This is a genomic window from Aureivirga marina, assembly GCF_015767265.1.
Lineage (GTDB): Bacteria > Bacteroidota > Bacteroidia > Flavobacteriales > Flavobacteriaceae > Aureivirga > Aureivirga marina.
Map to the genome: position 1 here is coordinate 435,154 of NZ_JADPIB010000003.1, position 13,868 is coordinate 449,021.

Annotated in this window: 15 protein-coding genes; 5 read left to right on the plus strand and 10 right to left on the minus strand. The window is 28.0% G+C overall.

The window, feature by feature from the left end:
* The 9 genes from I1A51_RS08680 to I1A51_RS08720 all read right to left on the minus strand — a co-directional run bounded on the left by I1A51_RS08680 (position 1) and on the right by I1A51_RS08720 (position 7,589).
* Positions 1–177, minus strand: a complete 177-nt coding sequence (locus tag I1A51_RS08680) for a DUF5908 family protein (protein WP_196893055.1) — start codon at positions 175–177, stop codon at positions 1–3.
* On the minus strand, positions 168–665 hold the full coding sequence (locus tag I1A51_RS08685; RefSeq protein ID WP_196893057.1) for a phage tail protein: 498 nt from the start codon (positions 663–665) through the stop codon (positions 168–170). The genes I1A51_RS08680 and I1A51_RS08685 overlap by 10 nt, the downstream gene beginning before the upstream one ends.
* A 2-nt stretch (positions 666–667) precedes the next feature.
* Positions 668–1,123 (minus strand): phage tail protein, encoded by a 456-nt coding sequence (locus tag I1A51_RS08690; protein ID WP_196893059.1) that lies wholly within the window; start codon positions 1,121–1,123, stop codon positions 668–670.
* Between the two features lie 12 nt (positions 1,124–1,135).
* On the minus strand, positions 1,136–2,731 hold the full coding sequence (locus tag I1A51_RS08695; protein WP_196893061.1) for a phage tail sheath family protein: 1,596 nt from the start codon (positions 2,729–2,731) through the stop codon (positions 1,136–1,138).
* A 12-nt stretch (positions 2,732–2,743) separates the two neighbouring features.
* On the minus strand, positions 2,744–3,589 hold the full coding sequence (locus I1A51_RS08700; RefSeq protein WP_196893063.1) for a hypothetical protein: 846 nt from the start codon (positions 3,587–3,589) through the stop codon (positions 2,744–2,746).
* A complete protein-coding gene (locus tag I1A51_RS08705) occupies positions 3,586–4,173 on the minus strand; it encodes a DUF4255 domain-containing protein (RefSeq protein WP_196893065.1) in 588 nt (195 codons plus the stop codon). The genes I1A51_RS08700 and I1A51_RS08705 overlap by 4 nt, the downstream gene beginning before the upstream one ends.
* Positions 4,174–4,300: 127 nt before the next feature.
* Positions 4,301–4,576 (minus strand): hypothetical protein, encoded by a 276-nt coding sequence (locus I1A51_RS08710; RefSeq protein WP_196893067.1) that lies wholly within the window; start codon positions 4,574–4,576, stop codon positions 4,301–4,303.
* Positions 4,576–6,114 (minus strand): glycosyl hydrolase family 18 protein, encoded by a 1,539-nt coding sequence (locus tag I1A51_RS08715; RefSeq protein WP_196893069.1) that lies wholly within the window; start codon positions 6,112–6,114, stop codon positions 4,576–4,578. The genes I1A51_RS08710 and I1A51_RS08715 overlap by 1 nt, the downstream gene beginning before the upstream one ends.
* A gap of 134 nt (positions 6,115–6,248) precedes the next feature.
* A complete protein-coding gene (locus I1A51_RS08720; RefSeq protein ID WP_196893071.1) occupies positions 6,249–7,589 on the minus strand; it encodes a S28 family serine protease in 1,341 nt (446 codons plus the stop codon).
* 172 nt (positions 7,590–7,761) lie between these two features.
* Between I1A51_RS08720 and I1A51_RS08725 the strand changes: the two genes are divergently transcribed.
* The 3 genes from I1A51_RS08725 (at position 7,762) to I1A51_RS08735 (ending at position 11,042) form a co-directional block, all read left to right on the plus strand.
* A complete protein-coding gene (locus I1A51_RS08725; RefSeq protein ID WP_196893073.1) occupies positions 7,762–8,757 on the plus strand; it encodes an ornithine cyclodeaminase family protein in 996 nt (331 codons plus the stop codon).
* 46 nt (positions 8,758–8,803) lie between these two features.
* Complete coding sequence (locus I1A51_RS08730) at positions 8,804–9,889, plus strand: proline racemase family protein (RefSeq protein WP_231373997.1); 1,086 nt, start codon at positions 8,804–8,806, stop codon at positions 9,887–9,889.
* 286 nt (positions 9,890–10,175) lie between these two features.
* Positions 10,176–11,042 (plus strand): YihY/virulence factor BrkB family protein, encoded by an 867-nt coding sequence (locus I1A51_RS08735; RefSeq protein ID WP_196893074.1) that lies wholly within the window; start codon positions 10,176–10,178, stop codon positions 11,040–11,042.
* A gap of 6 nt (positions 11,043–11,048) precedes the next feature.
* Here I1A51_RS08735 and I1A51_RS08740 read toward each other — a convergent pair whose 3' ends face one another.
* The gene (locus I1A51_RS08740) at positions 11,049–11,438 is read right to left on the minus strand and encodes a DUF2750 domain-containing protein (RefSeq protein WP_196893076.1); all 390 of its coding nucleotides are present in this window, start codon (positions 11,436–11,438) and stop codon (positions 11,049–11,051) included.
* Between the two features lie 191 nt (positions 11,439–11,629).
* On the opposite strand from I1A51_RS08740, the gene I1A51_RS08745 reads away from it, so the two are divergent.
* Entirely contained in the window at positions 11,630–12,271 is a 642-nt protein-coding gene (locus I1A51_RS08745; protein ID WP_196893078.1) for a C-type lectin-like domain-containing protein, read from the plus strand.
* Positions 12,272–12,341: 70 nt separating this feature from the next.
* Positions 12,342–13,733, plus strand: coding sequence for a 3' terminal RNA ribose 2'-O-methyltransferase Hen1 (locus tag I1A51_RS08750; RefSeq protein ID WP_196893080.1), 1,392 nt, complete (start codon positions 12,342–12,344; stop codon positions 13,731–13,733).
* Positions 13,734–13,868 lie beyond the last annotated feature (135 nt).

Sequence of the window (13,868 nt, forward strand, 5' to 3'; positions counted from 1 at the left end):
TTATCTTCGTCTTTCTTCTCTTAATTTTTTATCAATATAATTTTTGCAATATTTCTGTACACTTTTCTTAAGTGAACTATTTAATTCAACATTACTAGTTTCTTTAGATTCTTGTATTTTATCTTTGGAAGAATTAATATTCACTTTAATATGTAATTCTCTAATTTCTATTGGCATATTTCTTTTCTATAATTTGTATAAGTAAATTCTATTGATTCCCACAAAACTTCATTTTTCATAGAATCTAAATCTGAAACATTATATTTTGTAGGTCTAGCATTACTTATAGTCCAAATTACAATTGGTTTTATATAATCCACACTATAATTATCATAAGAAATCCCTGTCATATCCAATAACTTAATTTTAATTTCTCTTAGAGTAATTGGCTCTGTATAATTTGTATGAATTGTATCTAAAACCCATTGTGTAAAATTGGAACTTCCAGCATACATACCTCTTTTTAAAGAAAAAGTTCCAGATTTTGGTTGTTTTGGTAAAGACCATGTAAATGTATTTTCTCCTCCTTCGACCAAGTCTTCAGAGCCGACTTCTACATTTAGACCTGTCACTTCTTTAAATAGTAAATCTGAATCTTTTTCAAATCCAGCAACTTCTACTTGAAAAAAGAAGCCAGTTGCTGGATACCAAGTATTAATATTCATTTTTATGTTGCTATAGTAATTCCTTCATGAGCGATTTCAATTGTTTCAATTGCCACTTCATTTGCATCTGATTTTAAATCAGTTCCAGTAATTTTTGTTGGCCAACAATTTGATAAAGTCCATGTCATTTGTGGTTTTCCATCTTCATCACATAAACTTACAACCACTGTTTTTCTTTTGATTGTATTCATCTTAATTTGACTATACCAATCCCAGAAATTATTATCTCCTGTAAATACACCTTTTTTCATCGTTACATTTCCAGTTTTAGCAATTCCAGGCATTTTAATTGTTGAAAAAACAGGACTATTTCCATGTCTATACTCAATTACTTGCGTTTCTGTTTCTAACCCAGAAACTTCCTGAAAAGATAATTCCTTATCGTCCCATTTTACTTTAAAATAAAATTTTGGTAAAGGCCATATCGTTGCCGATTGTTTTGATCCATCATCTGCCATAAGTTATATTTTTTAAGATTTTTGCATTTGTTGTTGGAAAGTAATTTCGATAAATTCTGCTGGTCTTGATACAGCAACTAATATTGTTATTCTTAAAATTCCTTCTAAGATATCATCTCCTGTCATTGTTTGTCCTAAACCGACTGCTACACTAAAAGCTTCTTGTGGCGTTGCTCCAACTAAAGCTCCTTGTTTCCATTGACCAATTAAAAAACTGTCAATCATACTTTTCATAGTTGTCCAAGTATTCGCATCATTTGGTTCAAATACATAAGCTTTTGCAGCATGTTTAATTGATTGCTCTAACATAATTAACGTTCTTCTTACATTAATATATCTCCAATCTTTACTATTTCCATCTAAAGTTCTTGCACCCCAAACTAAAACACCTTCACCAATAAAAGGACGAATTGCATTAATTGATTTTCCTGTTAAAGAAACATTTAAGTCCATTTGCTCATCATGACTAACGTTTACAGCTGGACTTACAACACTATTTAAAGAAACATTTGCTGGCGCTTTCCAAACTCCACGATTGCTATCAACAAATGTGTAAACTCCTGCCATTGCTGCACTTGGAGGTAATAAATTCAATTTCTCACGAATATTTTTGATAATTGAATTGAATTTTTTAGAATTAGCAGTAAGAATTTTATTGTATTCAGTAATGGACGGAACATCATCAGTTCCACTATCATAATCATCTCTATTTATATTTGCTAGATTCTGAAGCATTTTACGTAAATCCGTAATTGTTACATCTTCATTATCTGCTGCTTGCTCAGGAATATTTAATTCCTTCATAATAATTCCTTGCAAAGCTGCAACACTATCCGAAGAAACATTTTGTACTCCAAGTTCATTATCAACTACAATACTTGTATGTAACCATGGATAATAAGAAACACCATAACTTAAATTATTTACACCAACAGCACTTCTAAAATTTGTAATTACATCTCCACTTGGGTCTTGTCGATCTTTATATCCATCATAAATATCTAAGATTCCAACACGACTTTGCATTTTTCCACAATGCATTAAAACCGCTTGTTGTAAAGAAATACAATCTTCCGCTTTTAAATTAACAGCCTCTGGAATTACAATCATTGTTGGCTCATCTTCTTTTAATAATGGTGTGATTCCTCCTTCAAATTTTGTTGGATCGTACTCATCAGAATAACTTCCAATAGAAACGATATAACATGGTCCACCTCCATTTTGGAAAAATAAACGCATCGAATTAAAAAGATTATAACTTTCTCCTTTTAAAGAAATAGAAATAACATCTGAACTTGCTCCTGCATCCGCTGCTGGTTTTGTTGCATCACCTTCAGCTGCATCCCCTTTATCATCTGCTTTTTTTGCAGTATTATCTGTCTGCCCTTGTGTTACATCAAATTCATATTTTGGAGTTCCTCCAAAGAATTTCATGTATTCTGCTAAAGAAGAAATTCTCATAGGTTTTCCTAATAAAGACTTATCTCCATTCATTGCTTTTTCCGTATGACCGATAAAAGCAGGAACTGCCGTTGCTACTTCAACAACACCATTTCCAAAGGCATCTTTCTCGACAATATACACCCCTGGTGTTTTCATTTGTGCCATAAATCAGTTTTATTAAAATTGAACATAAATATCAATATACTCGTTATTTTCTGTATCTTTTTTTCGGATTGTTTCTCTATTTGGGGTTGGCAAGTATTCCATTATAATTCCTGATGGTCTATTTGTATGATTTACATTTCTTTTTAAATGGAATATCTCTTTTTGTATTTCTGAATTTTTAATTTTTTCTTTTGAAACAAAACACATCATATTTGGTATTTCCGTTTGTGATTGTTCAAATAAAACCGTTTCTTTTTGCGCAACTATATTTATAAATTCATAGTTATTTACCAATTTTTCAGGAATAAAATATTTCCAATAAATCGCTCTTTCTTCTAAGTTAATTTTATAATGCTTTTCCTTAGAAAAATCAATTTTTGACAAAAAACAAATTCCATCAAAATTGTTTGTTTGATTTAGTAAATAAAATTGCTCTTCTTTTTTATATAATTGGTTAAAATTCTCATTTTTTTCAAATGTTTGCTCTTTTTCTACATCTTCTTTTCCAATAACATTTAAAATTTCCGCTTCTAATTTAGATTCAAAATTATCTTTTTCTTCATCACTTTCTAAAAACCCAAGTTTTTGATGATTAAAAAGTTTTGGTGAAGTATAATTTTGCCAAAATCGATCATTAATTCTAAAATAAAAAACGATATTTTCTAGTGAAATATTTTCCTTTTTTGCAATTAATTGTAATTTATTTCCAATTTGCTTAAAAATTACATGCTGTTTTTTCAAACGTTTTTTTGTTTGATCAGAAACAAACCAAAAGATAAAATTCGCAGGAAGTTCTTGGAAATATTCATGAGATATTTCAATTGTTAAAATCGTTTGATATTTTTCGTTCACACTCATGAGGAAGAAACTTCTTTATCAACATTAACATCTTTAATTTCAGGAATTTCAGCTCGAATTGTTGTATCTTCAAAGATTGCCATACTCACTTTATATAACACAGAAGGCATGTATTTTGCCCCTAAATTCGACCACATATTATTTTTTGTATTTGAATCAGAATGATGCAAATGAAATGTTAGTTTTTGAATGGAAGTATTTGCCATTCGTGAAGTATTTTCTGTAGTAAAAACTGGTTTTGCATGAAAAAAAGAAATCACATTTGACAAATATTTTAATGCTTCTAAATAGTTAGTTTCATTAAAATAGGCAGAAAAAAGTATAGTCAAATTTAAATGTAAATCTCTTCTTTTTGGTCGAAATCCTCCATTTTCTGTTCGTATATATTCTCGTTGATTTCCAACAACCGTTTCTTTATTTATATCAACCAATGTTAGCAATATTTTATTCTCTTCTTTGATAGCAATAGAACCATTTTGGGAACTGATAGTAGTTGCAATAACCTTCTTTTCTGTCAGGTTATTTTGAAGACGAATGAATTGATTGAGTTCTTCTGTTATAATATTTATGACATCGTTTAACAAATCGCATCTTTTTTTAGATTTATAAAGAAACTAAAAATAAGCTCAAAATACAACTATACTATTCTTTTTTTGTTAAAAATTTTTAGTTAATATATTTTTTTAACAACTTTTAACTTTTTGTAAAATATCAAGCTTTCTTTTTACTTATGAACTCTTTTTCTAATAAAACAATTACAGAAGATAATATTAATCGAATTATTATGATACAAATAAAACTTACTACAACATAAAGTAAATATAAAATAACTGTAGCATTTTGTATGTTTTTCAAATAATCTATTGGATCTAAAGTAATGTCATTTAACATCATTAAACAAATAATTCCTAGCAAAAAAGAAAGGATAACATTGATGATAAAATTCAAAAATCCTTTTGCGATTAATTTCTTTAATTTATCTAACATTATGGTTTATCTTGATTTATACGAATTTTCTGTAAAAAGAATAAAGTAGAAAGAAGCAAAAATGATAGCAAATAAATATATCGTAAATAAATTATTGCATCATAAGTTTCATAAAAAGCAGCATTGATTACGCCATAACAAGCGAGATATAATAAATATAAAATCACTAAAGAAAAAATATAACGGAACCAACTATCATATTCAATTTTTTGTTTAATTACCCAAGAAGCAAAAGTTCCAACTATTGCTAAACAAAGTAAAAAAACAAACAAAACAATTGCTGTAATAATGGAATATTTTTGAGAAATAATTTTTTTTAAACTTGCTTTTATATCTGCTAAAATGGTCTGCTCTTCTTCTTTTAATGTTTTCTTTTCTGGCTGTTCTGTAAAATCTTTTTTTAATAAATTCCACAAAATTTCATAACCTTCATCATAACCTAAAGCCCAAATCCCAACTCCTTTTAAACCTTTTTCTTTAATCCAATCATATTTATAATTCAATGTTTTTGTATCATCAAAATAACAGATATATTGTGTCTCATCTTCATAATATTCATAAAAAGCTGTGTGAGAAATTGTATCATATTGTATTTGCTCATAATAACTAGAAGCCAAAATTTCATTAATTCGAAAAGCTCGAACATACATCGAGACATTTGTAGCTGTGTCTTTTTCCCATAAAACACCATAATATGGAAGCGCTAAAACCAATTTTTCTTTGGCTATTCCTCTATTTAAGTAATCTGTAACCGAATTATTAATATTTCGCTTTTCTTTCCATTTTTTTCCAGAATATAATGGTGCAACCGGACCTTCATCTTCACTATCAATATAATGGTAATTATATCCTTGCATGATATAGCTTTCAACATAAGCATCTAAATTTTGAAAATCAACCGAATTTAAATGTGGCGTCGCAGAAATTGTAAGCGTCAATTTCTTATTATTTTTCTTTAAAACTGTTGCTAATTTTTGCACAAACTCTTGAAAATACAATCTATTCGAATCTGAAATAATAGAAATAATCAAATTAATTCCATCTGCATCTTGTGTACTTGTCACCAACGAATTTAGCTTCGCAACAACAGCATCTTGCTCTTCTTTTAAAACATAATTCATCGTACTTATTGTTTCAAATTTTACAGCAAGAAGTACTTCGCAATCTTTTTTATGCGCCAAACGAATCAAATCAGAAGCTCTTTCTTGATCCCATCCATTTAAATAATAAAAAATTAAATCTTCGTCTGTTTTATCAATAGTACAAGAAAAATATGCTAGAGAAGAAAGCAAATCATAATGATAATATTTATACGAATCACCAAGCCATGACGGATGCCAACCAAAAACTGTTTTTGTCAACCGTAAGCTCGTATCATTATAATGTGCTAAACTGTCTTTTAATGCTTCTTTTGAGTTTTTAATTTTTTGCAAGAAAGAATTCAATATCACATTGTCTCTTTCTTCGTCTCTCTTTTCCTCACAAGCAATTAAAGAAAATAATAAAAAAGAAATAATTATCCATTTGATTTTCTTCATATCACGCTACTATCTGTTGAATCTTCTTAATCGTATTTTCTAATTATTTCTTAAAAATATATTTTTTTTCAATTAAATTCTAATTATTTTTTCGGTTTATGCAATTTAAATTATTGTGTCACTTAAAAGAATTTTTATTTCAAAGGAAAAATTCTTACATCTTTCCCTAACCATTCTTGTAATTTTGCGTAAATTTTTTGTTTGTCTTTTTCTGAAAAATCTTTAATTCTTGTTCCATGATGTGCTCCTTTTAAAACCATTTTTAATGCATCTACATGTTTTTTTGGATTCGGCGCACAAGAATACCAAGTATCATATTCTCCATAAATATATAAAACTCTATCACCTTTATTTTCTATATAATCTCTAACATTTTTAATATAATTTGGTTCAAATTTCACTTCAATTTCTTCTGGAATAAATTTCATAAAACTTGGATTATGCGCATATTTCAATAAATCTTTTACTGGTGAAACATCCAATTTATAATATCCATAAACTGTTTGATGTTCATAATTAGAAGGTAAATACGAATGAATTCCTTGATCGCTATAAAAATACAAACCTGAAACATCCATTAAATGATTAAAAACAGCTTCTATATTTTCAGAAGTTTCTGGAATTTTCTCACATTCTGTAGACCATTGCCAAAAAGAAAAAGAATATTCTAATACTGCATATTCAAATGCTTCTTCAATTGGCATCGTTTTAAATGTCCATTTTTTCTTTTTCACTAATTTCTTTGCTCTGATTAAAAGAGAATCACGAATGGATCCTTGTAAAGTCATTCGTTGAAAATCTCTAACTTTTTTTCTGCAAATTTCTGTTCCAATTGTATTAATATGATTATCTGTTCTTTTATCTTCTGTTGTATGAATTAATGGTGCAACATATGGAACATAAACATCAATATCATTTGGATATTTTGTTCTATAAATTAATGTATTTTCTCCTCCTTTGCTAACTCCTGAAGATATCCATTTTCCTTTATAAATATTTTTAAATTTTGATACAATATTATGGTAATCTTCAATTGCTTCTTTATTGTGTAAATATTTCCAAGCTACATTTTCTGGTCTAGAACCACCATAAAAACGATATTCAACAACAATCTGATTTCCTTTCGTAATTTTCGCCAATTCTCTATCTTTATCATAAATCCAATAACCCGAAGTTTCTAATAAAGTCGGCTTTTCATAATCTGCATGTGAAACAATAAATCGATGTTGAAATGTTCCTTCTTCTATATTTTCATGTGTTAAAGGCTGCGCTATATAAACTTCATATTTTTCTACAAAATGAGATAGAGAATCAATCTTTAAAGGCGTAATTTTTGCAGTAGGAAATTGTTTTAAAATCTGTTCTTGTAATGTTAATTCCTCTTGTTTTTCCTCAGAAACACCTGTAGATTTACATGTTACAAGAAAAAATAATGAAACGAATAAAAATGGAATATATAGCTTTTTGAAGTTCATGTTTATAATGTTTTTGTTTACCTCTGCGTAAATTTAACGGCTAAAATGTTCTATTTCTTATAGTATTTTAACAAGAACCAATACGAAATTAGCAAGTGTAATTGATTTTCATTTTTTTCTAATTGTTTTCTTTAATTTAGAGAACAACTTTTTTAAAGCTAAAACCTCAACCATGGAAAATGTTCAATTAATTGATGAGAATTTTATTGAATCAACAACCAATTTTACAGAACTTATTAACCATCTAGAAAAAGCTTTTGCAAAATTTTCTGCTTTAGTTCCAATGCGTCATCATCATGATTTTCCAAACCCAAAAGCAGATACAACTTCTACACTTTTATTAATGCCTGCTTGCATTCCAAGTGAAGAAGCTGGAGTAAAAATTGTAACTGTAAATCCAAATAATTCCAATTATAATTTACCTTCTATTCACGGAACATATATTTATTTAGATGCACATAAAGGAACTGTAAAAGCAATTATGGATGGAAAATCTTTAACTTCCAAAAGAACTGCTGCTGCTTCTGCTTTAGCTTCTAAATATTTATCAAAAAAAGATGCTAGTTCTCTTTTAATGATAGGAACTGGCGCTTTGTCTAAGAATTTAATTTTAGCGCATGCTAGTGTTCGTCCAATTAAAGATGTATATGTTTATGGTCGAGATATTCGAAAGGCACAAAAAATATGCAAATCCTTAGAAAATGAATCTTTTAACATGCATTTTGTAAAAGAAATTACAGACGTAATTTCTCAAGTTGATATCGTATCTTGCGCTACATTATCTGTAGAGTATTTAATTCATGGAAAAGATTTAAAAAAAGGACAACATATTGATTTAGTAGGTTCCTATAAAAAAAATATGCGCGAGGCTGATAATGAAACAATGAAAATCAGCTCCATTTTTGTAGACACTTTTGAAGGTGCAACAAAAGAAAGTGGCGATTTAATTATTCCTCTTGAAGAAAAAGTAATTACAGAAAAAGACATAAAAGGTGCTTTGCGTCAACTTTGCTCTGGAGAAAAACCTGGTAGAATTTCTGATGAAGAAATCACTGTTTTTAAATCTGTTGGTCACGCTCTAGAAGACTTGACAGCTGCTTCATATTTTTATGATAAATACATGAGTAAACTTGCTTCAAAACTACTTTCGGAAAACGATTTGCATTAAAATATCTAGCTTTTATCTACTATTTTTAATTTAAAACAAAAACATTATGACAACTTCAACGATGCGAAAAACAACATATCAAAACATCATAGATAGAAAAGAATTTCAAGTTCCTAAAGATTGGTTGCAAATCAAAACAATTGATATGCATACTGGCGGAGAACCGCTTCGAGTAATTATAGATGGTTTTCCTGAATTAAAAGGAAATAATGTCTTGGAATATCGTCGTTATGTAAAAGAAAACTACGATTTTCTTCGAACTTCTTTAATGTTTGAGCCAAGAGGACATGCAGATATGTATGGTTGTATTTTACTTCCTCCAAATGATGAGGAAGCGGATTTTGGAATTTTATTTCTTCATAATGAAGGCTATTCTACTATGTGTGGTCATGCTATTATTGCAATTTCAACTTTGGCTATTGAAATGGAATGGATTGAAGTAAAAGAAGGTGATAATATTTTAAAAATTGATGCACCATGTGGTAGAATTGTTTCTTATACAAATGTGAAAAATGGAAAAGTAACTGGCGTTCGTTTTCATTGTGTTCCTTCCTTTGTTGTTGGATTAGATAGAGAAGTTGAAATCGATGGAATTGGAAAAGTTCGTTATGATTTAGCTTATGGAGGTGCTTTTTATGCTTATGTTGATTTTTCTAGAAATGATTTTAAAATCGATTTAACAACTGAAAATTATAGAACTTTAATCCAAAAAGGAATGGATATTAAACATGCTGTCATGAAAAATGACAATGAAATTTTACATCCTTTTGAAAACGATTTGAGTTTCCTTTATGGAACTATTTTTATTGATAAATCAAATAATGAGGGAATTGACAGTAAAAATGTTTGCATTTTCGCAGAAGGAGAAGTTGATCGTTGTCCAACTGGCTCAGGAGTTTCTGGAAGAATGGCAATTCATGAAGCTAGAAATGAAATGGAAGTTGGAAGTCCAAAAATGAAAATTGAAAGCATCACTGAAAGTGTGTTTTTTGGTTCTATTGTTGAAAAAATAGATTTCGGACCGTTTGAAGCTGTTATTCCAGAAGTGGAAGGAACTGCGCATATTACTGGAATGCAAACTTTTGTTATTGATCCAAATGATCCAATGAAAAATGGATTTATTTTAAGATAAAATATAAAAAACTCTCATAAAATTGAGAGTTTTTCTTTTTTAAATTACGAATATGAAAATTCACTCTCGAAAGTCATTAGATACAATGTAATTTTATTATTGATATTTTAAAAATATTTAAATTTTATAGTTAATTTTAAAACCAAAACTTCTCCTACTCATTATTCTTAAACCTTTTTAATCGACTTCAAACATATTTTTATCACATTAAATATAAATCTCTTATTTTCTTTATTTCAAAAAACGTATTTTCGTAAAACTAATTTTGATTTAAATTCAATTCCCCATGATAAAATTATTTAAAGATGTTTTTAAGCATTTTTTTAAAAATAATACATTTCAAAAAGGAGCTGCTTTAGCTTATTATTCCGTTTTTTCATTGATTCCAATGATTATGATTATTTCTTCTGTTTTAGGAATTTTCTTCGGAAAAGAAGCTGTTTCTGGTGAAATTCATGACCAATTAAAAAGTACTTTAGGTGATCAGGCTTCTTTGCAAATTCAAAATTTTATTCGAAATCAAAAAACTAGTCATAACAGTATTTGGACAGCAATTATCGGATTTATTACTTTAGCTTTTAGTGCTTCTGGATTGTTTAGCCAACTTCACAAAGCTTTTAATAGTATTTGGAGTTTACAATCTAAACCTAAAAATAGTATTCTGAATTATTTTATTCTTCATTTTGGTTCCATTGTTATTTTAATTGGTTTATTCTCAATTATCATTTTAAGTACTTTTATCAGTAGTTTTTTAACTTCTAATATTTCTTCTTTAAATTTTAATTATCGTGGACTTTTTATTTATGAACACATTACTTCACTTTTTGTTTTAATCATCATTTTCTCAATCATGTTTAAATATTTAGGCGATGCAATTATTCATTGGAAACCTGTTATTTATGGTGGAATTTTCACTGCATTCCTTTTTATGATTGGAAAAATCGGAATTGGAGTTTATGTTGGTCATAGTCATATTTCTTCTACTTTTGGAACTGCAAGTGTTTTAGCTTTAATTATGATTTGGGTTTATTATACTTCTCAAATTATTTTTCTTGGAGCAGCTTTTGTCGAAGTTCTTTCCAAAAGAATGGGATATCAAATTGAACCAAATAAAAATGCAGTAAAAATTGAACAAGTAGAAGTTTTGGAATAAATTGTTCTAATAATATAATTCTAATTCTTCATTTAAATCCCTTATAAACTCTCGTAAAGAAACTACAAAACCTGATTTACCATTTATAGAAAATACATTTATTAATAGTTCTTTTTCTTCAATTAATGGAATTATTTTTGACTCAAAATAATCAAGATTCATCTTAAAAGGAATTTCATTTTCCCATGATTCTTCTAAATTACTTTTAATATATTCTTTTGCTGACCAAAAAGAAATAAGTTTTTTATTATCAATTTCAGCAATTGAAAACTTATTATTTTCATCAACTATTGTCCACAGTTCTTCTATATCAGCAACTTTTTTAATAAAATATTTATATCTCTCAAATGGACTTAATTTTAAAACATTTTCAATTTCTTTATGATGTATTGTCATTTTTACAATTTTTAATTTAATTAGTGATTCTTCTCTTTTATTTGAAAAGCAATATTATAGATTTTCAATTTTATTTTGAATTAAAAAACATAATATTTCTGAAGAATTATTTAGAAAATTGGATTATGAAAAATGATAGAAAATGAAATTTTATAGTAATTAAAAAACTATTTTTGGCAAATTTAATTAGAATGAAAATGAATTTACTTTCAACAAAACATTTAAAGAATCTACCAAAACAAGAAAAACTACAAAATCTTTGTAAAGCTATTTCGACTTTGGAAGCAATTATTTGTCCTGAATGGGAATATCGATATTTTTCATATCAAAAAAATTGGAGCGAAAATGAGGAATTTTGCGAAATGCGAAATGGAGAAGGAAATCATTTATTGATTTTATTTAAAGATAAAAACATATGTATCAATGGTTTTTCTTCTGAAAGTTCTGCAAAAGCTAATCTAAAAAAATTACCTGAAATTTTCCATGAATTTATTTTTGGTGAACCAATAAAAACTATTGGAACTACTTTTTGTTTTTGGCAATTAGAGAAAAATAAAAATTGGATTTGTGCAGAAAATTTATCCAAAGAAAATGATTTTTCAGATGAACTTCTATTTCTTTTAGATGGAAATGCGTTTACTTTCAAAGAGTGGGCTGAAGAATATTATGAAGATGAATTTGAAGATTTTGAATTAAGATTAGAATTTGTTCAAAAGATTTATAATGGAGAAAAAATCACAAAAGATTTAATTTTTCAAATAAATCCAAATTATAAAGATTTAAAACAGTTAAAAATAGATTTACTTGAAATTGGATATGATTTTGAGTTTTAAAATAATTTAAATTTCACTACGCAAAAACACTGCATACTTCGTCTTTAGCTTTGTCAAAAAATAAAGAATTATGTTATTAACAATAACAGCTAAAGATGAAAATACAAAAGAAATAAGTTTTTTATTTCATAAACATCCTGATAAATTTCAAACTTCGGAAATCACTGTTGGAAAAACGCATGTTTTTTATCCTGAAGTAAGTAAAAAACAAACTACAATCGCTTTAATGTTGGATATTGATCCAATTGAAATGGTTCGTGGAAAAAGAAATCTTTCCGGAAAAGGTTTCTCGCTTCAACAATATGTAAACGATAAACCTTATATCGCTTCCTCTTTTTTAAGCTCAGCAATTATTAAAATGTTTTCTACAGCTCTGAATGGAAAATGTAATAATAAACCCGAGTTAGTTTCAAAAAAATACAATTTTGAAGTTTCTATTTCTGTGGTTTCTGCTCCAAAAGGTGGCGAAAAATTGATTCGTGATTTGTTTGAACCTCTTGGTTATTCTCTAGAAATCGAACGACATATTTTAGATAAAAAATTCACCAATTGGGGAGAAAGCAAATATTATTCTGTGATTTTAAAAAATGAAATTACAGTTCAAGATTTGTTGATACATCTTTATATTTTAATTCCTGTTTTAGATTTTGACAAGCATTATTATGTTGGTGAAGCAGAAGTGAAAAAACTTTTAGAAAAAGGAAAAAAATGGCTTCCAAATCATCCTTTAAAAGATTTAATTTCAAATAGATATTTTCTTGGTTTTAAATCCTTACAAAATAAAATGTATCAGATTTTAGAAGAAGAATCGGAAGAAGAAAAAGAGGAAATTTCGAAAGAAGAAAAAATTCGTAAAAAGACTTTACACCAAGAAAGACTGGATGTTGTTTTAAGAAAAATGAAAGAAAGCAATGTTTCAAGCGTCATTGATTTAGGATGTGGTGAAGGAAAGTTATTAAAGAAATTAATCAAAGAACCACAATTCAAAAAAATCACTGGAACAGATGTTTCTTTCAACGCACTTTCTATTACTAAAGAAAGAATCTATTTTGATAAATTAAATTCCAGACAATTGGAAAGAATTTCTCTTTTTCAAAGTTCTCTTTTATATAAAGACATTCGTTTTTCTGGTTATGATGCTGCTGCAATCGTAGAAGTTATAGAACACTTAGAAGAAAATCGTTTGGGACATTTTGAAAAAGCAATTTTCAAACATGCAAAACCAAAGAAAGTTTTCCTTACTACACCTAATAAAGAATATAACATCAAATATGAAGGTTTGGAAAATGGAAAGTTCAGACACAATGATCATCGTTTTGAATGGACAAGAAATGAATTTGAAAATTGGGCAAAAAAAGTTGCTAAAAACAATAATTATAATGTAGAGTTTTCTCCAATCGGAGAAATTGATGAGAAAGTTGGAGCTTCTTCTCAAATGGGAATTTTTAGTTTGGTTGAATAAAAGTGTGACTTCGGCTCCGCTCAGCCACCAATCGAAATTATTCAGCCATTATTAAAACAAACTCGGAGATTGAACGGAGTCGAAATCGGGCGTGACTTCGAGAACCTCAGCCACCAGAAAAAAACTCGGAGATTG